Source organism: Pseudomonas sp. PDM14 (genome assembly GCF_014851905.1).
Lineage (GTDB): Bacteria > Pseudomonadota > Gammaproteobacteria > Pseudomonadales > Pseudomonadaceae > Aquipseudomonas.
Genome location: NZ_JACVAQ010000001.1, coordinates 192232 through 213684, shown reverse-complemented (window position 1 = coordinate 213684; position 21453 = coordinate 192232). Strand labels below are relative to the sequence as shown.

The following is a 21453-nucleotide window of genomic DNA, read 5'->3' as shown; positions in this document are numbered from 1 at the left end:
TCCGCTCACTGCAGCAGCTTGTCGAGGGTAATGGGCAGGTCTCGCACGCGCTTGCCGGTGGCGTGGTAGATCGCATTGGCTACCGCCGCGGCAACGCCGACGATGCCGATCTCGCCGACGCCCTTGGAGCCGAGGGCGTTGACCACCTCATCGTGCTCCTCGACGAAGATCACCTCGATGTCCGGAATGTCGGCATTCACCGCGATGTGGTATTCGCCGAGGTTGTGATTCATGTAGCGGCCCAGATGATTGTCGATCAGGCTTTCCTCGTGCAGCGCCATGCTGATGCCCCAGACCACGCCGCCAAGGATCTGGCTGCGGGCGGTCTTCGGGTTGACCACGCGGCCGGCGGCGATGGCGCTGACCACGCGGGTGACGCGGATGCTGCCGAGTGCCTCGTCGACCTGCACCTCGACGAACACCGCCGAGTGGGTGGCGGTGGCGTATTGCTCGCGCTGCTTGTCCGGTTCGGCATCGACCTGTACTTCCAGCGGCCCATGCACGGCGACGATATCGGCCAGCGCCAGGCTGCCGCTACTGCAATGCAGCTGGCCGTCGGCGATGTGCACGTCTTCCAGCTTGGCATTGGCGAAGGGTGAGGTCGGCAGCTGCCGCGCCAGTTCCAGAAATTTGCCCTTCAACGCGGCGCAGGCCTGCTGCACCGCGGTGCCCACCGACGACACGGTGAACGAGCCACCCTGCAGCGGCGCCTTGGGCAGGCTGGAGTCGCCAAGCTTGAACTCGACCAGCTGCGCATCGATGCCGAAGGCATCGGCGGCGATCTGGGTCATCGCCGTGTAGGTGCCGGTGCCGATGTCGCAGGTGGCGCTGCTGACCACCAGGCGACCGTCGGCGCCGTAACTGGCTTTGGCGCTGGCCGGCATCTGCATGGCTTCCCAGACGCCGCCGGCCATGCCCCAGCCGATCAACTGGCGACCGTCGCGCATGCTGCGCGGGGCGGACGAACGCTGGCTCCAGCCGAAGGCGTCGGCGCCTTGCCCGTAGCAGGCGCGCAGCTCCTTGCTGGAGTAGGGCTTGTCTTCGTTCTGGTTGCGCTCGCTGTAGTTGTTCAGGCGCAGCTGCACGGGATCGATATCGGCCGCGGCGGCCAGTTCGTCCATTGCGCACTCGAGGGCGAATACCCCTTCGGCGGCGCCGGGCGCGCGCATGTCCAGCGGCGTATAGACGTCCAGCGGCACCATCTTGTAGCCCATGCTGACGTTGTCGCAGTGGTAGAGCATGCCGGACCACTCGGCGACGTGTTCGGTGAAGTCTTCGAAGCGCGAGGTCTGGCCGATTACCTCATGGCTGATGCCGGCGAGACGGCCGTCCGTCGAGGCGCCCAGGCGCAGGCGCTGGACCATGCGTGGGCGGTAGCCAAAGGTGAACATCTGCTGGCGCGTCAGGGTTACGCGCACCGAGCGCTTGAGCTTCAGTGCGGCCATCACCGCCAGCGGCAACTGGTACTGCGGGCGCAGACCGGAACCGAAGGCGCCACCGACGAAGGAGGCGAGGATGCGCACCTGTTCTGCCTGCAGTTTGAACACGTGCTGTACGTACTGCTGGCTGTTCTGCGGGCCCTGAGTCTTGTCATGGATGATCAGGCGGTCGCCATCCTGGTAGAACACCGTGGAGGCGTGCGGCTCCATCGGGTTGTGGTGCTCGGCCGGGGTCTCGTACTGCGCCTCGATCTGCACGGCGGCGCCGGCAATCGCCGCGACTGCATCGCCGCGTGGCTTGGGCAGTTCGGCCGGGGCCGGATGGCCGGTGTCGAGCTGCGCGTGCAGGTCGGTGCAGTGCGGCTCGCTCTGGTAGTCCACGCGCACCAGCGATGCGGCGTGGCGTGCCAGTTCCAGGTTATCGGCCACCACCAGCGCCACCGGCTGGCCGCTGTAGAGAATGCGCTCGTTGAACAGCGGGCGGAAGGCCGAGCCGTCGGCCGAGTCTTCGTCTTCGTAGCTGTCATCGTCGGCCGCCACCGGCGGCCGGTTCTCGTGACTCAGCACCAGTTCCACGCCGGGCAGGGCCAGGGCGGCTGAAGCGTCGATGGCGAGGATGCGCCCGCGGGCGATGGTGCTGGACACCACGCTGCCGTGCAGCAGGTCGGTCTGTGGGTATTCGCCGGCGTAGCGTGCCTGGCCGGTGACTTTTAGCGGGCCGTCGACCCGGTCGAGCGGGCGGCCCATGGGCGATGAGAATGGCGCGTTCATGGGCGGACTCCTGTGCCGACAGCGGCGTCGCTGAGGGCGCGGACGATGGCGCGGCGGGCCAGTTCGATCTTGAAGGCGTTATGCGCTAGGGGCTGCGCGCCTTGCAACAGCGCATCGGCGGCGCGTGCGAAGTTGCCGGCATCCGGTGCCAGGCCGACGAGCGCCGCTTCGGCCTTCGGCTGGCGCCAGGGCTTGTGCGCCACGCCGCCGAGGGCAATGCGCGCCTGGGCGATGGTGCCGTCGACGCTGATTTCCAGCGCCGCCGCCACCGACACCAGGGCAAAGGCGTAGGACGCGCGATCCCGAATCTTCAGGTACCTGCTGTGCGCGGCGAACCTGGCGGCGGGCAGTTCGATGGCCACCACCAGGTCATCATCGGCCAGCACGTTGTCACGCTCGGGCGTGTCGCCGGGCAGGCGGTGGAAATCGGCGAAATCGATGCGCCGTTCGCCATCGCTGCCGACCACGATCACCACGGCTTCCAGCGCGGCCAGGGCCACGCACATGTCCGACGGGTGCACGGCGACGCAGGCCGCGCTGGCGCCGAGGATGGCGTGTATGCGGTTGAGGCCGTCGCGCGCCGGGCAGCCGCTGCCGGGCTCTCGTTTGTTGCACGGCGTGCCGGCATCGTAGAAGTAGTAGCAGCGGGTGCGCTGCAGCAGGTTGCCACCGGTGCTGGCCATGTTGCGCAGCTGCGGTGAGGCACCGGCCAGCAGCGCCTGGGACAACAGCGGGTAGTCGCGCTCGATGCGCGGGTGCCAGGCCAGGTCGGCGTTGCTCACCAGCGCACCGATGCGCAGGCCGCCGTCGGCGGTGGGCTCGACACCGTGCAGGGGCAGGCCGGTGATGTCGATCAGGCGCTGCGGGCGGGTGAGGTTTTCCTTCATCAGGTCGAGCAGGTTGGTACCGCCGGCGATGAAGCGCGTGTGCGGCCCGGCCAGGCGAATGGCCTCATCGAGCTGCGTGGGTTTGCTGTAGGCGAAGGGAGTCATGGGTGGCCCGCCTTGTGACAGGCCGGCAGGGCTTCCTCGATGGCGTCGAGGATGTTGCCGTAGGCGCCGCAGCGACACAGGTTGCCGCTCATCAACTCGCGGATTTCAGCGCTGTCGGTGGCGCGGCCTTCCTTGGCCAGGCCGACCGCGGAGCAGATCTGCCCCGGCGTGCAATAGCCGCACTGGAAGGCGTCGTGCTTGATGAAGGCGGCTTGCATCGGGTGCAGCTCGTCGCCGTCGGCCAGGCCCTCGATGGTCGTCAGCTCCTTGCCGTCGAGCATCACCGCCAGGGTCAGGCAGGCGTTCACGCGCCTGCCGTCGACCAGCACCGTACAGGCGCCGCACTGGCCGTGGTCACAGCCTTTCTTGGTGCCGGTGAGGTCGAGCTGCTCGCGCAACAGGTCCAGCGCAGTGGTCCAGGGCAGCACCTGCAGCTGGCGCGGATGGCCGTTGAGCAGCAGGGCGATGGAGTGAGTGGCAAAGCCGGTGTCGCCGCCACGTTCGGGTGTCGCGCTCATGGGTAGCCTCACGGTTGGATCATCAGGTGGCGCTGCGCGGTATTCCGCGTCTGTTTCAGCTGCGCCTGGGGTTGTGACTGAGGACGTCGGCAAAATGTTCAGGCTGATCGGCCGGCGGCATGCGGCTGGCCTCGTTAGTTCAGGTGATCGTCCGGGCGGTCGATGTCGCGCAGGATGCCGGGGTCGTCGACCGCCAGTTCGCGCACGGCAGCACTGCCGAACAGCGCCTGGGCGCCGTGCTCGTCAGCCAGCGTCAGCAACTGCTCGGCGAAGCTCGCACCGATGCCGCGCGGGTGGCCGCGGCGGCCGTTGCAGGTGGGTACGACCAGGCTCTCGGGGTGAGTGGCGGCTGCTACCGCACGGTAGGTGTCCGGCCGCACGTAGGGCATGTCGCCGAGCACCACCAGCCAACCCCGGTGGTGGCGTTGCCGGGCCACGGCCTGGGCCAGGCTGTGGCCCAGGCCATTGCTGCGCACCCGCAGCGGGGTATGGCCTGCGGCGTGCAAGCAGTCGATCAGCGCCTGATGCTCCTCGCGCACGACGATCACGCACGCGTCGGCGAAGTCGCCCAGCGCCTGCAGTGTGGCCAGCAGCACCGGTAGCGAGTCCGTCTGCTGGCGACGGCTGGCGGCGAGCAGCTTGTCCGCGCCGCCGGCTGCGCGGTAACGCGTGCCGAGGCCGGCGGCGAGAACGATGGCGCACACCGTGTTGGATTGCACGGCTCAGGCACACTGTGCCGTAGCGCTCGCCAGCGCATGTGGCGCCGCCAGGACGCCGTTCTTCAGAGCGACGATCTCGGCCATCAACGACAGGGCGATTTCCGCCGGCGTGCGGCTGCCGATGGGTAGGCCGATGGGCCCACGCAGGCGTGCGACGGCGGCGGGTTGCAGGCCGAGGGCGAGCAGGCGCTGCTTGCGCTTCTCGCTGTTGACCCGCGAGCCGAGTGCGCCGACATAGCAGGCTGGCGATTGCAGGGCCGTGAGCAGGGCCATGTCGTCCCAGCGCGGGTCGTGGGTGAGGGCGACGATTACCGTGTGCGGGTCGGGCTCCACGGCCAGCACCGCGTCGTCGGGCATGCCCGGCACGAAGCGCACGCGCTCGGTGGGCCAGTCGTGCTGGTAGCCTTCGCGGGGGTCGCAGATCAGCACTTCGAAGCCGAGGCCGTGGGCCAGGTCGGCGACATAGCGCGACAACTGCCCGGCGCCGATCAGCAACAGGCGCCAGGCCGGGCCGAAGGGGGCGATGAGGTGTTTGCCGTCGAATTGCAGCGGCTGCTCGCGGCTCACCGCATGCAGGCTGACGGCGCCGCTGGCCAGGTCGAGCTGTCGTGCCACCCGTTGATGGGCGCTGCAGCGGGCCAGCAATGGGTCGATCCAGCTGGCATCATGCAGCGGTTCCTGGACCAGGCGCAGGGTGCCGCCGCAGGGCAGGCCGAAACGCGCCGACTCCTCACGGCTGACGCCATAGGTGATCAGTTCGCAGGCCATGCCGGCGTTGGGGATAACCGGTAGACGGGCAAGCAGGTCATCCTCGACGCAGCCGCCGGACACCGAGCCCTCGACTCGACCATCGCCGCGCAACGCCAGCAGTGAGCCGACCTGGCGCGGCGCGCTGCCCCAGGTCTGCACCACGGTGTACAGCGTCACCGTATGGCCTTCGCCGAGCCAGTCACGGGCGCGCCGCAACACTGCCAGATCCACCGCATCCATCCGCCTTTCCTCGTTCGCTGCGCATGCGCGCCGTTCCTAATCAGGACTGGCGAGGTGGGCAACTGGTTCGCTCTGAATGCGCGAGGGGCGGCAGTGGACGGGTGCAGGGCGCCCGCGCAAACTGCGCTGGCCGCCGCTCGACGGTTCGCCCGCAAGGAGCGCCATCATCATTTTTCTTCGCTTTCTCACGCCCGCTTGCCGTGGGGCTGCCTGCCTCGCGTTGCTCGCTATCGGCCTGCTCGGCCTGGGTGGCTGCGCCTCCAGGCAAGAGGCCAGTGGCTACCTGTTCGTCAAGGATGGCGCGCCGTTGCAGCTGAGCAACGGCGAGGAGCCGGTGGTGCTGACCCAGGGCCACGCCACGGTCGAGTTTGGCCTCAAGCCGGTGTTTTCCAGCGAGCTGAGCATCATCCGGGGCGCCACGGGGTTTCACACCCGGGTCGAGGCGCAGGATTACTTCGGCAACTCCTTCCAGGTGCGCAGCAGCGCCAGCGGTCTGCCCTACGACATCCATGCCAGCTGGCAGGAGAACCGTGGCGAACGGGTTTCCCGCGACGAGTACCAGGGTTGCGTCACGAGCGGCTACTGCACCCGCGAGGTGTCACGGCTGGTCTGCCCGGGGCGCAAGGCCTATCGCGAGGGCAGCAACGGTTATGCCGATCATTACGATGACTCGGCGTGCGAGGAGCGCGTACGCACCGAGGCCGGGCACTTCGCCGATTGCCCGGGTGAGCAGCGCCTGCGCAAGGCCTATCAGGTGTACCGCTACCTGGTCTCCGTGAAGTTCCTCGAACCGCGTCGCCCGGCGTCCAGCAAGCCGTTCGCCGAGTTCACTGGCGAAACCCGCTACACCGAGCGCCTGCTGGAAGTCGAATACGAAGGCCCGTGCACGGTGCGCTGAGAACTGGGCAATCGAACGCATGGCGTACGCTGCGGGCAGCGGGTGAGATCGGCGACGGGTAAACCGTGCCGATGATCTAATGCGCGCGTGCGTTCAACGGGTCGGGCTTTTCCGGGTCGTCGAGGTCTTCGCCAGGCTCAGGATCGAGGCCGCCGTCGCTGCGGTCATGCTTGAGCGGGTGCTCGTCTTCGCTATCCGGCAATTGTTCGACCCCGGGCTCGCGCGGGGCGCTAAAGTCGATCTGCCCAGGGCTGAGCGGGTCGGGCTGGCCGGGGAGCGGCGAATGAGGGTTCTGATCTTGGCTGGGGTTGTTCGGGTCGATGGACATGGGCACCTCGCAACGGCCAGGAACGGGAAAGGCTGGCCACTGGACATTGGAGCGAGGGCGAGACTGCGGCATTCGAGCCAGGTGCCGAGCGGTCATGTAGTCGATTCCGACAGCCGGGAGGAGCGCGGATCGGCCGAATGGTTCAGACCGTTTGGCGTTTTTCCCATGCAGTTTGCAAGGCTCGATCAATGCCTATCGTGCATTTTGCACGCAGCACGTTGCAGGTCAGGGCGCTGCAGCCCAGCAAAACCGTGGTTCCTGCCCCTGCAAAAGGTTGGCATCGCCTGTGCACTCTCCAGTTCGTCGCACTAACGCCTTCATAACTAGAGAGTCCGCCCATGCAAATCGCCATGAAAGAATTCTTCGACGCCTTCCCCGGCTACGACATCTCGATCAAACCGCGCCCGGACGGCAAGCTGGTGCTCACGTTGCGCGATGGCGGCAGCCAGAAAATGACCAGTTGCAAGGTAATCGAGCGTGACGTGGTGTTCTGTGAACAGCGCGTGCGCCACCTGATCCATGAGGTGGTGCGCGAGCAGAAATTGGCCAAGGGTGAAGCCCTGTGTGCCCAGGATGGTCGTTGGGCGAGCGAGCTGCCGACCTTCACCGGTGGCCCGATCCAGCAGACCGCCTCGAAAACCCTGGTGGCCCGTCGCCGTCTCGACGCCCAGGCTGCGCAGGCTGCCGGCGCCTGACGCTGATGCGCGAAAGAAAGCCCCGCACGCCGGGGCTTTTTTCTGCCCGTCGATTGATCCGGCAACGCGCTGCCGGCTGGGGGATCACTTCACCGCGTGCACGCTGTTGAGGTGGTAGAAGGTCACGCGGCCGCCTTCGCTGGCGCCGCCGTAGTTGTCCTGCACATAGGCACCGGCCTTGAAGTACAGCTGTTGACGACCCCAGGCGCTGCTCAGCTGGCGGTAGTAGGAACCGTCGTCTTCACCGCTGAGCACGGTGATGCCCAGGCGGCCGCTGGCGGTGATGCGCAGGGAATAGCTGAAGCGCTCGTCCAGGGTCACGTCGTTGACCAGGGCGATGTTCTGCACGTTCTTGTCCCCCGGGTGCTTGCGCAGCAGGGCTTCGATGCGGCCGCTGCCATTGTGGTAGTGATACTGCAGCTTGAGCAGCGGGTCGTTGCTGCTGCCCGGTTCATCCTTGCTGTGGATCTGGCCGATGACGATCTTGTTCTTGCTCGGCACCTGCTGCACCGAGAGCACGGCGCTGAGGGTGTTGTCCGCCTCGCCGTAGTACCAGTTGCGTAGCTCGCCGTTGCGCCAGGTCTCACGCAGTTCGCTGCGTGGGTAGCGGGCGCTGGCGGTGCGTGAGCCGGATACCGGGACCCAGAAGCTGACGCTGCGTTTGCCGGCGGGGCGGAAGAACTGGCTGCTGTAGCCGTGATTGAGGCGTTCAGTGCTGATCAGCGTGGCGGAGCTGGTAGCGGGGACGGTGAGGTTCCAGGTGGTGAGATCGAGCATCGGGGCCTTCTTGCGCGGGTGGTCGGATGGGGTTCCGACCGCTCTGGCCCGGCAAGTTCAGCGTGGCGATGGGTTCGCGATGAATGGGTACTGGCGCCGGGCCAGACCTTGGCCAGGCGCCATCAGGCCTCTGTCGGCAGCGGCGTGTGCCCCCCGCATGTTTACCGGTCTGCGGGTGCGGAGCATCCGGCGGCGATGGCCTGTGTCACGTCGGCCACGCTGCGGCCGTTCATTACGTCGCTGTAGGCCCGATCACCCACCAGCAGTATGCCGATTGCCAGCACGGGCATCAGCAGCAGGCCATAGCCACGCAGCACCGACAGCCGGCCGTGACGGGCGACGGTGGGGCGCAGGCGAATCGAATCCAGGGCAGGGTAGTAACCGCTGCGGATGGTCTTGAGCGCGCCGGGCACCAGGACCAGCGAGCCGGCGAGCAACAGCAACGGCAAGCCGCGGGTGGCGATCAGCAGCGCCCAGTAGGCATTGGGCAGGCCGAACAGCTGGGCGCAGGCGTTGTCGGGAGCCAGCTTGAGCAGGATCACCAGGCCCAGCAGTGGCAGGATGACCAGCAGCCACGGCAACAGGAGCAGCAGCACCTTGCGGGGTTGCGCGGCGAGGGTGACGGTGTCGGCGGCAGGGGTGGTCATGGCGCGAAGTTCCCGGCGAATGGCGGTCGTTCGAGTGACGACGCGAGCCGGGCGGGACATTACGTCAGCGGTTGCGGGCCTGTCCATGTGCCCGCCACCAGAGTGGGACGCGGTTCAGTTCTGCCAGTCGCTCGGGCAGTCGGTGCAGCCGTCCATGTTGGTGTCCTGGAACGTCGCGTAGTGCTTGCGGGTGCCGCTGAGCGTGGCGTTTTCCAGGTTGGCGTCGCTGAGTTTCACCTCTTGCAAGTTGGCGTCGGTGAGGTCGGCGCCCTTGAGGTCGGCCTTGCTCAGCCAGGTCATTTCCAGGTTGCTGGCGCGCAGGTTGGCACCCTGCAGCTTGGCGCCGGAGAGGCGGGCGAATTCCAGGTTGGCGGCGCTGAGGTCGACGCCGTTGAGCGTGGCGGCCTGGCCAAACAGCGCCCAGCCGTTGATGGCCACCAGCTTGCTGCCGCTGAGGTCGGCCAGGCGCAGGTTGGTCTGTTGCAGGGTGGCGCGGGTCAGGTTGGCGTTGCGCATCCTGGCTTTTTCCAGGTTGGCCAGGTCGAGGCGCGCGTGGCGCAGGTTGGCGCCGTCGAGGTTGGCGCCGGCAAGGTTCATCTTGCGCAGGTCCTGGTTGCTCAGGTCGGCCTTGCTCAGGTCGGCGCCTGGGCACTGGCTGCCCTGTTCGATACGGCAACCGTTGACGACCAGCACGCCGTCCGCCTCGTCGGCGAGAGCGTGACTGCCAGCGATCAGCAGGGCCAGCGGCAGGAGAAGGGGCAGGTACTTCATGGTGGCGTTCCTGTGTCGAGTTACGGTGAGCCTTTTGGAAGGCGGTGTTCGTTGCGTGACGTCCGATGATTCCCACGCTCCTGCGTGGAAACCCGATCCTGTGGAGGCGTTCCCACGCGGAGCGTGGGAACGATCAAGCAGCCATCCAGCTCGGCTGGCGTAGGGTGTGTTCTTCAAATCTTGCGCGGGTCGTCTAGGCCATGCGCACCGGTGAAGGGTGCGCATGGCCTAGGCGGCCGAACTGCCCCGCGTCGCGAACGGCGCGGGGCAGTCGTTACGGTTTACCGGCTGGCGGACTTGTTATCCCAGCTCGGCAGCTTGAACACCCAGAACGAACCGCCCTGAGCGACCGGCTTGGTCAGCTCGGCCATGTCGCCACCCCACAGCGGTACCGCGCCGCCGTAACCGGTGGTCACACCGATGTACTGCTCGCCGTCCTGGTCCCAGGTGATGGGCGGGGAGATCACGCCGGTGCCGGTCTGGAACTTCCACAGCTCCTTGCCGGTTTTCGCGTCGAAGGCCTTGAAGTAGCCGTCGCCGGTGCCGGTGAACACCAGGTTGCCCTTGGTTGCCAGCACGCCAGCCCACAGCGGTAGTTTTTCCTTGTGTTCCCAGACGACCTTGCCGGTAGTCGGGTTCATCGCACGCAGGATGCCGACGTGGTCGTCATACAGGCGCTTGATGCGGAAGCCCATGCCCAGGTAGGCGGAACCGGCCTTGTAGTGCGGCTCCTCGGCCCAGTAGTCCTCTTTCCAGTGGTTGGCCGGGACGTAGAACAGGCCGGTGTCCTGGCTGTAGGCCATCGGGTTCCAGTTCTTGCCGCCGAGGAACGGTGGCGAAACTTCCACGGCCTTGCCGCGCGCTTCACCCGGCTCGGGCTTCGGCGGACGCTGGCCCGGGTTCTCCACGGGGCGACCGGTCTTCAGATCGATGTGGCTGGCCCAGGTGATCTTGTCGACGAAGGGGAAGGCGTTCTGCAGTTTGCCGTTGCTGCGGTCGACCACGTAGAAGAAACCGTTGCGGTCGGCGTGGGCGGTAGCCTTGACGGTCTTGCCATCCTTGTTCTTGTAGTCGAACAGCACCAGCTCGTTGTTGCCGGAGAAGTCCCAGGCATCGTTCGGGGTGTGCTGGTAGAACCACTTCACTTCACCGGTGGTGGGGTCGACGCCGACCTGGCCGGAGGTGTACAGGCTGTCGTAGTCGTGCGGGTTGCCACCGTCGGAGGTGCGCGCCCAGCCGTTCCACGGAGCCGGGTTGCCGGCGCCGATGATGATGGTGTTGGTTTCCGCGTCGAAGCTGGCGCTCTGCCACGGCGCACCGCCACCCTGGCTCCAGGCGGCTTTCTTGCCGGTCGGCGAGTTCTTGTCATCCGGCCAGGACGGTGCTTTCACGTCGCCGGTCGGGGTGCTGTCCTTGCCGTTCAGGCGGCCCATGTGGCCTTCCACGAACGGACGCATCCAGACTTCTTCGCCGGTGTCCGGGTCGCGGGCGAACAGGCGGCCAACCACGCCGAACTCGTCGCCGGAGCTGCCGTGGATCAGCAGGGTCTTGCCGGTCTTCTGGTCTTTCACCAGGGTCGGCGCGCCGGTCATGGTGTAGCCGGTGGCGTGGTCACCGAACTTCTTGTTCCACACCACTTTGCCGGTGTCCTTGTTCAGCGCGACGACGCGGGCGTCGAGGGTGCCGAAGTAGATCTTGTCGCCGTAGATGGCGGCGCCACGGTTGACCACGTCGCAGCACGGACGGATGTTGTCCGGCAGGCGATGGTTGTAGGTCCACAGGCGTTTGCCGGTTTTCGCATCGAGGGCGAACACGCGGGAGTAGGAGCCGGTGACGTAGATCACGCCGTCGTTGACGATGGCCTGGGATTCCTGGCCGCGTTGCTTCTCGTCACCGAAGGAGAACGACCAGGCCGGGGTCAGCTTGAACACGTTGTCCGCGTTGACCTGGGCCAGCGGGCTCCAGCGCTGGGCGTTGGTGCCCATGCCGTACTGCAGCACGTTGTTGGTGGTCAGGTGGTCGTTGGCGATGTCGTCCCAGGTAACGGGTTTGGCCAGTGCACTGCCGGCAAATGCCAGGCCTCCGGCCAGCAGCAGGCTTTGCAAGGCGACGGCCACAGGGCGTGGCGAGCTGGGTAACGATCTTGTTGTCATGGTTGGTTTCCCATTCTGGTGGAGAAGAGGTCGCCGAGTAGCGACCTGGCGGAGCCGATAGTGGAACCGCGACCGTTCGCCCGATACGGAAAAACTCCCGCCCATACAGGGAAAAATTCCCAAACGACCCATGACTTGGCCTTGCTGCAAAAGGACCTTCACTCACCCCCGCAAGCCCTACTACCAAGGGACTAGGTGCGAGCCACCAAAGCAGCATTCGGCGGTTTCCGGGGCCTGCCTAAGATGGCCGCAACCCAGCTCCACGTGGGCGTCTTGCGTGCATTTGATGAGGTCCTGAAATGAAAAATAAGAACATAGGTTTCGCCCTGCTGCTGATGGCGGCTTCCGCCAACGTCTGGGCGCACGGTGATGTGGTGCCCCAGGCGGTCGACACCAACGGCCTCGAGCCGCTGGGCACCGAATGGCGCGAAGAGAACCCCTACCGCGGCAACGAAAAGGCCATCGCCATCGGCTCTTCCGGCTACAACCAGAACTGCGCGGCCTGCCATGGCCTGGAAGCCAAGTCCGGCGGTATCGCCCCCGACCTGCGCCTGCTGGAAACCGGCGCCAGCGGTGACGAGTGGTTCAAGGAGCGGGTGATCAACGGCGCGGTGCGCGACGGTCGCGTGTACATGCCGAAGATGGCCGACTTCCTCAGCCAGGAAGCCCTGTGGGCGATCCGCAGCTACCTGGAAAGCGTGCACGTCGAGGAGTGATAGCCGTGCCGGTTTGCCGGCACATGACCCGGCGCGCGAAGGACCGCCGCCCGCCGTGGTGCAGTGAGGAGAAATGATGCACAGACGCTCCATGCTCCTGGGCCTGCTCGGCATGCCGCTGCTGGCTGCCGCCGTCGAGGGCGATCCGTTGCCCTCGGTGATGTGGGACTACCATCACCAGCGCCTGCTTGGCGGCGCGCCGTTCGTTTTTGACGAGCGCGTGCAGGTGCACGTGCCGCCGTTCGCCGAGGACTCGCGCCAGGTGCCGGTGGAAGTCGACGCCCGTGCGCTGCCCGGGCGCTTCACGCGGCTGATCCTCTGGGCCGAGCTCAATCCCATTCCCCACGTCCTCACGCTCTACCCGAGCGCGGACATCGTGCCGTTGCTGGCTATTCGCATCCGTGTCGAACAGGCCACGCCGATCCGCGCTGCGCTGCTGGACGAGCAGGGCGTGTGGCGTGTCGGCTCGGCCTGGGTCGATGCCGCCGGCGGTGGCTGCACGGCGCCCAGTGTGGTGCGCGCGCAACCGGGGTGGGAGCAGCGCCTGGGCCAGGTGCTCGGCGGCAGCTTCGCGCGTGACGACAACCAGCGCCTGCGCGTACAGGTGTCGCACCCGATGGACAACGGCCTGGTCGGTGGCATCCCCGAGTTCTACCTCGACCGCGCCGAGCTGCGCAGCCCCGCGGGCGAGGTACTGGCGCGCTTCGACCTGTACCCCGCAGTCAGCGAGAACCCGACCCTTACCATGGAGGTCCACGGCCACCCGCGCAGTGTGCTGTGGCTGCACGACAACAACGGCAACGAATTCCAGGCCGAGCTGTGAGGCTGGCCTGCCATCACCCACTTATGCAGGACGGAACATGATCAAGGTCAGCGTGATGTACCCCAACACGCCCGGTGTGCGCTTCGACATCGGCTACTACTGCGGTCCGCACATGGTGTTGGTGCGCGAATGCCTGGGCGAAGCCTGCAAGGGCATCGCCGTCGACCAGGGCCTGGCTGGTGGCGGGCCGGACAGCCCGCCGCCCTACGTGGCGGTCGGCCACCTGTTCTTCGACAGCCTGGAAGACTTCCAGCGCCACTTCGGCCCGCATGCCGAGCGCATCATGGGCGACCTGCCGAACTTCACCGATGCCCAGCCGCTGGTGCAGATCAGCACCGTGCGCATGGCGCCCTGAACCGTCTGCCGGCGAGGTGAGCATGCGCTACCTGACTCTGCTGCTGGTTCTGCTGTCCTGTCAGGCGGCAGCCGAGCTGAACTACCAGTTGCAACCCCGGCAGATCGCCGCGCACACCTGGCTGCTCGAAGGCAGCACGGAAAACTTCGCCACCAGCAACGGTGCCAACATCGTCAATATCGCCTTCATCGAAACCAGCGATGGCGTGGTGGTGATCGATTCCGGCCCGTCGAAACGCTATGGCGAGGCTCTGCGCCAGGCCATCGCCACGGTCACCGACAAGCCGGTGAAGCTGCTCCTGCTGACCCATCATCATCCCGACCATGTCCTCGGCAACCAGGCCTTCGCCGACGTGCCGATCGCCGCGCTGGCCGGCACCGCGGCGCTGCTGGCCGAGCAGGGCGATGCGATGGCGGAGAACATGTACCGACTGGTTGGCGACTGGATGCGCGGCACCGAAGTGCGCTTGCCGACCCAGACCCTGGAGCCGGGCCTTCTGCAGGTTGGCGATCACCGCCTGCGCCTGCTTGCCCTGAGCGGCCACACCGGCGCCGACCTGGCGATTCTCGACGAGACCAGCGGCGTGCTGTTCGCCGGCGACCTGGTGTTCTACGAGCGAGCGCTGACCACGCCGAACAGTCCGGGCCTGGATGTGTGGCTGGCGGATATCGACACCCTGCAGAAACTGCCGTGGAAATTGCTGGTGCCGGGACACGGGCCGCTGGCCAGCGACGACAAGCCGTTCCGGCAGATGCGCGACTACCTCGGTTGGCTCGACCAGCTGATGCGTGAAGGTGTCGCCGCCGGGGCGGACATGAACGAGCTGATCCGCACGCCGATCCCGCCGCGTTTTGCCGGCGTCAGCCTGTCGCGCTACGAGCTGATCCGCAGCGTCACCCACCTCTATCCGCGCTACGAGCAGAAGGGTCTGCAGCGGGTCGACCAATCCCCCTAGGGTGCAACCGGCAGCGCATGGCAATCCGCTGCGCACGGCGTACCCTGCGGCATCGCAGGCTGATGAATGTGGCGAGGTGGTTCGGAAGCGGTGTGGGAAACCCCCTCCCTTGTGGGGAGAGGGCTGGTTACGGCCTCTCGAAAGAGCTGCAACCGCTGGATCACACGCGAGGGGTGAAAGGAGGAAATGCCGTCGCTCTTGTGGGGCGGGGCGGGTGGAAGTGGTGGCTGCCGCGACGACGCGCGGCGTGCTCCAACTTCCAGCCCTGCTGCGCATGTCAACGCAGCGGGGCGAGTGATCCCGAGGGACCGTGGGTGAAACAGGGTCCGGCATGCTGCCGGGCCAGGGCTTACAGTGCGGCGGCTTCTGCTGGCGCGGCGGCATCCGGCTCGACCGGCACATGGGTCAGCTGCAGGGTCTGGCTGGTCCAGGCGCGGGTCTTGTTGGTCAGCTCCAGGTCATCGTTGAGCTTCTGCCCGTAGGACGGAATGATTTCCTTGAGCTTGGCCTGCCACGGTGCGGACTTGAGTTTTTCCGGGAAGGTCTTCTCCAGCACGCTGAGCATGATCGGCGCGGCGGTCGAGGCACCTGGCGAGGCACCGAGCAGGGCGGCGATGCTGCCGTCCGCTGCGCTGACCACTTCGGTGCCGAACTGCAGCACGCCACCGTGCTCGGCATCCTTCTTGATCACCTGCACGCGCTGGCCGGCGGTGATCAACTCCCAGTCGGCGTCCTTGGCGTCCGGGAAGTACTCGCGCAGGGCGTCCATGCGGTCATCCTGGCTGAGCATCAGCTGGCCGATCAGGTACTGGGTCAGGTCCATGTTGTCCCAGCCGGCGTGGGTCATCGGGCTGATGTTGTCGGTGCTGATGGCGGCGAACATGTCCCACAGCGAGCCGTGCTTGAGGAACTTGCTGGAGAAGGTGGCGAACGGTCCGAAGAGCAGGACCTTCTGGCCGTCGATCACGCGGGTGTCCAGGTGCGGAACCGACATCGGCGGCGAGCCGACCGAGGCCTTGCCGTACATCTTGGCCTGGTGCTGGGCGACGATTTCCGGGTTCTTGGTGACCAGGAACTGGCCGCCCACCGGGAAGCCGGCATAGCCGTCGGCTTCCGGGATGCCCGAAGCCTGCAGCAGGTGCAGGGCGGCGCCACCGGCACCGATGAAGACGAACTTGGCCTTGACGCTGGTTTCCTTCTCGTCGTTGGCCAGGTCGGCGACCACCACGGTCCAGGTGCCGTCATCGTTGCGCACGATGTCGCGCACTTCGTGTTGTACGTGCAGCTCGACGCCTTCGCGCTGGGTCATCGAGTCGACCAGTTGTCTGGTGATCTCGCCGAAGTTGACGTCGGTGCCGATCGGCATGCGCGTGGCGGCGATTTTTTGCGCCGGGTCGCGGTTGGCCATCGCCAGCGGTACCCACTGGCCGATCTGCGCCGGGTCCTCGGAGTACTCCATGCCGCGGAACAGGTTGCTGTGTTGCAGCGCGGCGTGGCGCTTCTTCAGGTAGGCGACGTTCTCGTCACCCCAGACGAAGCTCATGTGCGGCACATTGTTGATGAACGACTTGGGGTTCTTCAGCACGCCCTGTTCGACCTGGTAGGACCAGAACTGCTTGGAGATCTCGAACGACTCGTTGATCGCCACGGCCTTGCTGATGTCGATGCCGCCATCGGCGGTTTCCGGGGTGTAGTTCAGTTCGCAGAAGGCCGAGTGGCCGGTGCCCGCATTGTTCCAGGCGTTCGAGCTTTCCTCGGCGACCTTGTCCATGCGTTCGTAGATGTCGATGGTCCAGCCAGGCTCCAGCTCATTCAGGTAGGTGCCGAGGGTGGCACTCATGACGCCGCCGCCGATCAGCAGGACGTCTACGGTTTTTTCCGGCTCGGGCGGCTGGGAGCAACCCAGGACGCTGAGGCAGAGAAGGGTGAGGAAAAACTTTTTCATGGGCGTGGCACCATTCAAGTGTGCGGTTGGCAAGGCTGTCAGCGGTCAACAGAGCGCTGACTACAATCGCCGCGCCGGACTTTCTAAGGTTCGGTCGCGGGAGGGACTGGTCAGCCGGCGAGTCATTACCCGTTCATGGGGCTAGCAGAGCGCAACGCTCCGGTCATCGCATGGCTACCCCGGATCGGCTGACCGATCCCCGGGCTCGCGGCTGTACATCCTCTGCCGGCGCAGTGCGACAAAAGGACGCGTGGCTATAGCAAATGTAGTGCCTGATTGACGCAGGCGAGCCCAGAATCAGCCAACCCCGCGGCATCTGCGGCGCAGTCTCCACTCAGCGCAGAGATCAATTGGCGGGATGCCGCCAATTCTCCAGGTAGGCGCGAGCGTAGCTGGCGGATTGCCGCCACTTCGGCTGCGGGGTATTGCATCACCGGCCTGCTAGCCGCCACCGCCACCCCCGGCGCCACCCCCTGCTGCACCCCCGCCTGCTGCACCGCCCCCGGCCGCACCGCCGGTGCCACCACCGCTGCGTGTACCGGTGCCGGTGCCAGTTCCGGGGGCTGCGCCGCCGGTACCTCCGGCGCCTTGGGTACCCGTGTTGCCCGTCGGGCTTGCGGGTGTGGTGGTGTTGGTGGGTGTGCCCGGGGCAACCGTGGAGTTACCGGGGGTGGTAGTAGGCGTGCCCGGCGCTACCGTGGAATTGCCCGGCGTAGTGGTGGAGGTGCCGGGGGCCACGGTGGAGTTGCCCGGTGTGGTGGTTGGGCTACCGGGCGCCGTGGTCGAGCTGCCGGGTGTGCTTGTGCCTGGCTGTGTCGTGGTACCTGGCGCCGTGTTTGGGGTGCCAGGTGCGGTATTCGGGGTGCCCGGTACGGGCGCCGAATTGCCAGGGCTGATGGTGGTCGGCGAGGGCACGCGTTCGATGTTCGGGTCCGGTGCGGGCAGCGTGGCCGGCGGGTTCTGCTGAATGCCGCCGCCGCTTGCACCAGGCATGTTCTGCGGGCCTTCGGGGCCAGGGGCGATCTCCTGCAGCTTGCCGCCGCCGACTGAACCGTCGGGGGCGACGCCGGTCCGCTCCTGAACCATGTCGGAGCCGATCTTCTCGCGCTCCTGCTCCATGGTCATGCCGTCGTCGTCGGCAAACGAAAATTGACTGACCGCGCTGGCCAGCAGCAACAGGGGAATGGAAAGTCTGCGCATGGCTGTTCTCCAGAGAGCCGGATGGCTTACCTGGGGGTAGACCCCCCAGGGTTCGCGAGTGTTCAGGGAATCTGCGAGAGGTGCCGTCCGTCCTGTGACCCATGTGTCGGCTGCACCCGTTACTGCAGCGTCAGGTTTTCCCCGCGCTCCTGCTGCCACTCGTCAAGGCTAGGCGCGGCCTGTTCGCCGGCCATGCGGTGGATGACCTCGAAGTAGTCCTGCTTGAACGGGTCGCTCATCACCGCCGCGCGGCTGCGTACGCGCACGGCGTAGATGCTCTGCACGTTCTGGTGGTCGAAGGCGCGCCAGGTCTGCTGGTCCTTGAGCAGAACGTAGTGGTGGTCCTCCAGGGCGCGGATCAGCTGTTCGCTGTCCAGGCTCTGGCTGCGCTGCACGGCGTCGGCCCACTGACGGACGATGGAGTAGGCCGAGGCCGTGGTGCTGCCGGGGTACTCCTGGTATTCGGCGATGTAGCGTTCGACGAAGCGCTGACCCGCGGCGTTGTTTTCCTGCCGGGGCAGGTCCCAGGTCCAGGCTTCGGTGCCGATCACGCCTTCCATCACCAGCGGTCCGGCCTGCTGCACCACGCTCTTGGTCAGGTTGGGCACGATGATCTGCAACTGCTTCTTCAGGCCCATGTTGTGCACCATGCGCATGGTGCGTTGCAGGTTCTCGCCGAGCAGCACCAGGACCAGCACCTCGGCCTCGCTGTTCTGCGCCTTGAGCAGCGCGTCGCGGTACTGCTCGCGGCGCACCAGGCCGGTCGGCAGTGCGGTGCGACCGTAGCGAGCGCGGTCGGTGGTGTGGGTGGCCAGGCGCAGGGCGCTCTCCATGCTGCGGCCCCAGGCGTCGTCGACCAGGATGTAGTGATAGCGCTGGCGCGGCATGTGCCACGACAGGTATTCGCCGAGCACGCGGGCGCTCATCCAGGCGCTGTTGGATTCGCGGAACAGGTAGCGATGGCCGGCCTGCCCAGTGACCTCGTTGGCGTAGCTGAGGGTGGCGAAGTACAGCAGGCCGAGGTCGCGGGCGCGCTCGCCGGCGGCCATCGCCTCTTCACTGGTGGCGCCGCCGAAGACCATGCGTGCGCCCTGGCGGGCGAACAGTTCGACATTGTCGCGGGCCTGCTCGGCGCGCGAGGCGGTGTTCTCGCTGAGCAGCTCCAGCGGTCGACCGAGCACGCCCCCATTGCGGTTGATCTCGTCGACGGCAAGCAGGGCGCCGCGGCGCAGCTCCAGGCCTTCGTCCTTGTAGTTGCCGGTGCGCGGGTAGTTGAGGCCGATCTTCAGGCTTTCCGCGGCGAAACCGGGCAGGGCGAACAGGCCGGCGAGCAGCAGGCCGGTGAGCAGGCGGTACATGGCGTCACTCCTTGTGTACGGGAGCTGCTTTGTACGGTTGCGCAGCCGGGCCGGCCATGCGCCCTTGGAGGCGGGCACGTGCGACTTAGGTTGTGCGCGCAAAGTTGTTGCGCGAAGCAGTGGCGGGCGCAGGCAAGGATGGCATTCGTGCCCTACCGTTAGGGCGACGTGGCTGTGCGCATGCCGTTCGGCGTCCTGGCAGCAGGACCAAAAGCGGCGGCCTCTAAAACCAAGGTGCTATGGCGCGGGCCGAACGCGCATGCACCAATGTCACCCATCATCTTTAGCGTTTCCTGCTATCCGCACGTCGGCTTCGGCGGCGGTGAAAACGAGGTTTCTATGTCCACATTGTCGTCACGCCCCTGGCGGTTGCCCTTGCTGCAAAGCGGCGCGGTAGTGCTTGGCGTGGTGCTGTCGCAGCAGTTCGGCTGGCCCTTGTGGGTGTGCCTGTCGTTGTTCGTCGTGCTGCTGTGGTTTCCGCTGTTGTGGCGGCACAGCGATGACCCGCCGCCGGTGGAAGCGCCGAGCGGCATCGCCGACCTCACCCGTGACCTGTCACGCTCGACCAGCCACAACGCGCTGTCTGCCGCCGGCGTCAGCTTCTCCGTGCAGCGCCTGGCGCAGAAGCTCGAGTCGATGCTCGATGCCGCGGCGCGCATCGTCACCAGCGCCGAGCAGATGATCGTCACCGAGAACGCCACCGCCCAACTCAGCCAGCAGGGCCTGGAGGCGTCCAGCACCGTGCGTGGCAACAGCGAAGCGGGGCGTGCCGGGCTGCGCGAGGCGATCACCCGCATGCACCAGCTGAGCCAGCGTGCCAGCACCAGCCGCGAGCTGATCGAGCGCCTGAGCAAGCGCAGCGAGGAAATCCAGCGCGTCACCCAAGTCATCCAGTCCATTGCCAGCCAGACCAACCTGCTGGCGCTTAACGCCGCCATCGAAGCGGCGCGCGCTGGCGAGCACGGCCGTGGCTTCGCCGTGGTCGCCGACGAGGTACGCGGCCTGGCCGCGCGCACGGCCAGCGCCACCGAGGAAGTCGGGGTGATGGTGCGCGATATCCAGCAGGACACCTCGGCGGCGGTCGAGCAGATCCGCCAGCTGTCGGAAGACCTCGAAGGCGGCGTGCAGCAGGTCGAACACGCCGGCGAGCAGCTCGATGGCATCGCCACCCTGGCGGTGGGCGTGGAAGGGCAGATGCAGACCATCGCCGCCGGCGCATGCGATAACCGCCAAGCGCTGGACGAGCTGTTCCACGCGGTCGAGCAGATGCGTGCCGACCTCGCCGCCAGCGATGAGCAGACGGCGCGCCTGAGCGAAGCCGCCGTGGCCCTGGAAGGCCAGGCCGAGGCGATCAGCGAGCGCCTGGCCGAGGGTGGCCTGGACGACTATCACCAGCGCATCTACGACCTGGCCCGCGACGCCGCGCAGCGCATCGCCGAGCGGTTCGAGGCAGACGTGGCCAGCGGGCAGATCAGCGAGAGCGCGCTGTTCGACCGCAGCTACAAGGTCCAGCCCGGCAGCGAGCCAGCGCGTTACACCACGGCCTTCGACCGTTACGCCGACAGCGTGCTGCCGGCCATTCAGGAGCCACTGCTGAGCCAGCATGAAGGCCTGGTGTTCGCCATCGCCTGCACCCCGGAAGGCTATGTGCCGACGCATAACCAGGCGTTTAGCAAGGCGCCGACCGGCGACCCCGAGCACGACCGCCTGCATTGCCGCAGCAAGCGCCTGTTCAACGATCGCACCGGTCGCCGTTGCGGCAGCCACCAGCAGCCGCTGCTGCTGCAGACCTACACCCGCGACACCGGCGAGCTGATGCACGACCTGTCGGTGCCGATCACCCTGCGCGGGCGGCACTGGGGCGGCTTGCGTCTGGGCTATCGACCCGAGCCGGCCTGAACCGGCGGCGGTGCAGGGCGTCCGCTCTGTCGGTGCGCGCGACGCACCCTGCAACGGCATGCGCGCTACGGGTTTGCGGATCGGCTGATCGTTGCTGATCGCCGATCGTTCCCACGCTCCGCGTGGGAACGCCTCCCAGGACGCTTCGCGTCCGCGCTGCTGACCACTGAACACCGAGAGATGACGCGGAGCGTCATTCGCTGGGTTCCCACGCAGAGCGTGGGGACCATCGATGTAGGCATCCGCTTCGTCGGTGCGCGCGCACCCTGCAATGGCAGGCGCTTTACGGGTTGGCTGATTGGCTGATCGCCGATCGTTCCCACGCTCCGCGTGGGAACGCCTCCCAGGACGCTCCGCGTCCGCGCTGCTGACCACTGAGCACCGAGCGATGACGCGGAGCGTCATACGCTGGGTCCCCACGCAGAGCGTGGGGACCATCAAAGGACGCTCCGCGTCCACGGGCCACCGCGTGGGTGAAAGGTGTGCGCGGTGCCCCCTGCGACG

The 21453-nt window shown here is 66.8% G+C and carries 20 protein-coding genes; 7 read left to right on the top strand and 13 right to left on the bottom strand.

Annotated features, from left to right (window positions below; genetic code table 11):
- Nucleotides 1–5 precede the first annotated feature (5 nt).
- The 5 genes from IB229_RS00850 to IB229_RS00830 all read right to left on the bottom strand — a co-directional run bounded on the left by IB229_RS00850 (nucleotide 6) and on the right by IB229_RS00830 (nucleotide 5429).
- Complete coding sequence (locus IB229_RS00850; RefSeq protein ID WP_192323990.1) at nucleotides 6–2210, bottom strand: xanthine dehydrogenase family protein molybdopterin-binding subunit; 2205 nt, start codon at nucleotides 2208–2210, stop codon at nucleotides 6–8.
- On the bottom strand, nucleotides 2207–3202 hold the full coding sequence (locus tag IB229_RS00845) for an FAD binding domain-containing protein (protein WP_192323988.1): 996 nt from the start codon (nucleotides 3200–3202) through the stop codon (nucleotides 2207–2209). Before IB229_RS00845 ends, IB229_RS00850 begins: the two co-directional genes overlap by 4 nt.
- Nucleotides 3199–3720: a (2Fe-2S)-binding protein gene (locus IB229_RS00840; protein WP_192323986.1), complete on the bottom strand. Its 522-nt coding sequence runs from the start codon at nucleotides 3718–3720 to the stop codon at nucleotides 3199–3201. The genes IB229_RS00845 and IB229_RS00840 overlap by 4 nt, the downstream gene beginning before the upstream one ends.
- Nucleotides 3721–3854: 134 nt before the next feature.
- Nucleotides 3855–4439 (bottom strand): nucleotidyltransferase family protein, encoded by a 585-nt coding sequence (locus IB229_RS00835; protein WP_192323984.1) that lies wholly within the window; start codon nucleotides 4437–4439, stop codon nucleotides 3855–3857.
- 3 nt (nucleotides 4440–4442) lie between these two features.
- Nucleotides 4443–5429, bottom strand: a complete 987-nt coding sequence (locus IB229_RS00830; RefSeq protein ID WP_192323982.1) for an XdhC family protein — start codon at nucleotides 5427–5429, stop codon at nucleotides 4443–4445.
- A gap of 220 nt (nucleotides 5430–5649) precedes the next feature.
- Here IB229_RS00830 and IB229_RS00825 point away from each other — a divergent pair, with 220 nt between their 5' ends.
- Nucleotides 5650–6327 carry a hypothetical protein gene (locus IB229_RS00825; protein ID WP_192323980.1) on the top strand — a complete coding sequence of 226 codons (678 nt, stop codon included), beginning with the start codon at nucleotides 5650–5652 and terminating at the stop codon, nucleotides 6325–6327.
- Between the two features lie 76 nt (nucleotides 6328–6403).
- Here IB229_RS00825 and IB229_RS00820 read toward each other — a convergent pair whose 3' ends face one another.
- Nucleotides 6404–6655: a hypothetical protein gene (locus tag IB229_RS00820; RefSeq protein ID WP_192323978.1), complete on the bottom strand. Its 252-nt coding sequence runs from the start codon at nucleotides 6653–6655 to the stop codon at nucleotides 6404–6406.
- A gap of 338 nt (nucleotides 6656–6993) precedes the next feature.
- Between IB229_RS00820 and IB229_RS00815 the strand changes: the two genes are divergently transcribed.
- Nucleotides 6994–7350, top strand: coding sequence for a DUF3509 domain-containing protein (locus IB229_RS00815; protein WP_192323976.1), 357 nt, complete (start codon nucleotides 6994–6996; stop codon nucleotides 7348–7350).
- An 84-nt stretch (nucleotides 7351–7434) separates the two neighbouring features.
- On the opposite strand, the gene IB229_RS00810 is transcribed toward IB229_RS00815, so the two are convergent.
- The 4 genes from IB229_RS00810 to exaA all read right to left on the bottom strand — a co-directional run bounded on the left by IB229_RS00810 (nucleotide 7435) and on the right by exaA (nucleotide 11698).
- The gene (locus IB229_RS00810; RefSeq protein ID WP_192323973.1) at nucleotides 7435–8127 is read right to left on the bottom strand and encodes a polysaccharide lyase family 7 protein; all 693 of its coding nucleotides are present in this window, start codon (nucleotides 8125–8127) and stop codon (nucleotides 7435–7437) included.
- 161 nt (nucleotides 8128–8288) lie between these two features.
- Nucleotides 8289–8774 carry a hypothetical protein gene (locus IB229_RS00805; RefSeq protein ID WP_192323971.1) on the bottom strand — a complete coding sequence of 162 codons (486 nt, stop codon included), beginning with the start codon at nucleotides 8772–8774 and terminating at the stop codon, nucleotides 8289–8291.
- A gap of 114 nt (nucleotides 8775–8888) precedes the next feature.
- Nucleotides 8889–9545, bottom strand: a complete 657-nt coding sequence (locus tag IB229_RS00800; protein ID WP_192323969.1) for a pentapeptide repeat-containing protein — start codon at nucleotides 9543–9545, stop codon at nucleotides 8889–8891.
- Nucleotides 9546–9826: 281 nt separating this feature from the next.
- Nucleotides 9827–11698 carry a quinoprotein ethanol dehydrogenase gene (exaA, locus tag IB229_RS00795; protein ID WP_192323967.1) on the bottom strand — a complete coding sequence of 624 codons (1872 nt, stop codon included), beginning with the start codon at nucleotides 11696–11698 and terminating at the stop codon, nucleotides 9827–9829.
- A 299-nt stretch (nucleotides 11699–11997) separates the two neighbouring features.
- On the opposite strand from exaA, the gene pedF reads away from it, so the two are divergent.
- The 4 genes from pedF (at nucleotide 11998) to IB229_RS00775 (ending at nucleotide 14547) form a co-directional block, all read left to right on the top strand.
- Nucleotides 11998–12414, top strand: a complete 417-nt coding sequence (gene pedF / locus IB229_RS00790) for a cytochrome c-550 PedF (RefSeq protein ID WP_192323965.1) — start codon at nucleotides 11998–12000, stop codon at nucleotides 12412–12414.
- A 76-nt stretch (nucleotides 12415–12490) separates the two neighbouring features.
- Nucleotides 12491–13237, top strand: coding sequence for a quinoprotein dehydrogenase-associated SoxYZ-like carrier (locus IB229_RS00785; RefSeq protein WP_192323963.1), 747 nt, complete (start codon nucleotides 12491–12493; stop codon nucleotides 13235–13237).
- Nucleotides 13238–13274: 37 nt separating this feature from the next.
- A complete protein-coding gene (locus IB229_RS00780; protein ID WP_192323961.1) occupies nucleotides 13275–13592 on the top strand; it encodes an EthD family reductase in 318 nt (105 codons plus the stop codon).
- Nucleotides 13593–13614: 22 nt separating this feature from the next.
- Nucleotides 13615–14547, top strand: coding sequence for a quinoprotein relay system zinc metallohydrolase 1 (locus IB229_RS00775; protein ID WP_192323959.1), 933 nt, complete (start codon nucleotides 13615–13617; stop codon nucleotides 14545–14547).
- Between the two features lie 349 nt (nucleotides 14548–14896).
- On the opposite strand, the gene IB229_RS00770 is transcribed toward IB229_RS00775, so the two are convergent.
- The 3 genes from IB229_RS00770 to IB229_RS00760 form a co-directional block, all read right to left on the bottom strand.
- Nucleotides 14897–16492, bottom strand: a complete 1596-nt coding sequence (locus IB229_RS00770) for a malate:quinone oxidoreductase (RefSeq protein WP_192323957.1) — start codon at nucleotides 16490–16492, stop codon at nucleotides 14897–14899.
- 441 nt (nucleotides 16493–16933) lie between these two features.
- Nucleotides 16934–17692: a hypothetical protein gene (locus IB229_RS00765; protein ID WP_192323955.1), complete on the bottom strand. Its 759-nt coding sequence runs from the start codon at nucleotides 17690–17692 to the stop codon at nucleotides 16934–16936.
- 119 nt (nucleotides 17693–17811) lie between these two features.
- Nucleotides 17812–19050, bottom strand: coding sequence for an ABC transporter substrate-binding protein (locus IB229_RS00760; protein ID WP_192323953.1), 1239 nt, complete (start codon nucleotides 19048–19050; stop codon nucleotides 17812–17814).
- A 180-nt stretch (nucleotides 19051–19230) separates the two neighbouring features.
- Here IB229_RS00760 and IB229_RS00755 point away from each other — a divergent pair, with 180 nt between their 5' ends.
- A complete protein-coding gene (locus IB229_RS00755) occupies nucleotides 19231–20949 on the top strand; it encodes a methyl-accepting chemotaxis protein (RefSeq protein WP_412547762.1) in 1719 nt (572 codons plus the stop codon).
- The last annotated feature ends 504 nt before the right edge of the window (nucleotides 20950–21453 follow it).

What these genes read in the sequence shown, in the direction of transcription:
- IB229_RS00850 (WP_192323990.1), bottom strand. Translation starts at nt 2,210, where the DNA reads ATGAACGCGCCATTCTCATCGCCCATGGGCCGCCCGCTCGACCGGGTC.
- IB229_RS00845 (WP_192323988.1), bottom strand. Translation starts at nt 3,202, where the DNA reads ATGACTCCCTTCGCCTACAGCAAACCCACGCAGCTCGATGAGGCCATT.
- IB229_RS00840 (WP_192323986.1), bottom strand. Translation starts at nt 3,720, where the DNA reads ATGAGCGCGACACCCGAACGTGGCGGCGACACCGGCTTTGCCACTCAC.
- IB229_RS00830 (WP_192323982.1), bottom strand. Translation starts at nt 5,429, where the DNA reads ATGGATGCGGTGGATCTGGCAGTGTTGCGGCGCGCCCGTGACTGGCTC.
- IB229_RS00820 (WP_192323978.1), bottom strand. Translation starts at nt 6,655, where the DNA reads ATGTCCATCGACCCGAACAACCCCAGCCAAGATCAGAACCCTCATTCG.
- IB229_RS00815 (WP_192323976.1), top strand. Translation starts at nt 6,994, where the DNA reads ATGCAAATCGCCATGAAAGAATTCTTCGACGCCTTCCCCGGCTACGAC.
- IB229_RS00810 (WP_192323973.1), bottom strand. Translation starts at nt 8,127, where the DNA reads ATGCTCGATCTCACCACCTGGAACCTCACCGTCCCCGCTACCAGCTCC.
- IB229_RS00805 (WP_192323971.1), bottom strand. Translation starts at nt 8,774, where the DNA reads ATGACCACCCCTGCCGCCGACACCGTCACCCTCGCCGCGCAACCCCGC.
- IB229_RS00800 (WP_192323969.1), bottom strand. Translation starts at nt 9,545, where the DNA reads ATGAAGTACCTGCCCCTTCTCCTGCCGCTGGCCCTGCTGATCGCTGGC.
- exaA (WP_192323967.1), bottom strand. Translation starts at nt 11,698, where the DNA reads ATGACAACAAGATCGTTACCCAGCTCGCCACGCCCTGTGGCCGTCGCC.
- pedF (WP_192323965.1), top strand. Translation starts at nt 11,998, where the DNA reads ATGAAAAATAAGAACATAGGTTTCGCCCTGCTGCTGATGGCGGCTTCC.
- IB229_RS00785 (WP_192323963.1), top strand. Translation starts at nt 12,491, where the DNA reads ATGCACAGACGCTCCATGCTCCTGGGCCTGCTCGGCATGCCGCTGCTG.
- IB229_RS00780 (WP_192323961.1), top strand. Translation starts at nt 13,275, where the DNA reads ATGATCAAGGTCAGCGTGATGTACCCCAACACGCCCGGTGTGCGCTTC.
- IB229_RS00775 (WP_192323959.1), top strand. Translation starts at nt 13,615, where the DNA reads ATGCGCTACCTGACTCTGCTGCTGGTTCTGCTGTCCTGTCAGGCGGCA.
- IB229_RS00770 (WP_192323957.1), bottom strand. Translation starts at nt 16,492, where the DNA reads ATGAAAAAGTTTTTCCTCACCCTTCTCTGCCTCAGCGTCCTGGGTTGC.
- IB229_RS00765 (WP_192323955.1), bottom strand. Translation starts at nt 17,692, where the DNA reads ATGCGCAGACTTTCCATTCCCCTGTTGCTGCTGGCCAGCGCGGTCAGT.
- IB229_RS00760 (WP_192323953.1), bottom strand. Translation starts at nt 19,050, where the DNA reads ATGTACCGCCTGCTCACCGGCCTGCTGCTCGCCGGCCTGTTCGCCCTG.
- IB229_RS00755 (WP_412547762.1), top strand. Translation starts at nt 19,231, where the DNA reads ATGCCGTTCGGCGTCCTGGCAGCAGGACCAAAAGCGGCGGCCTCTAAA.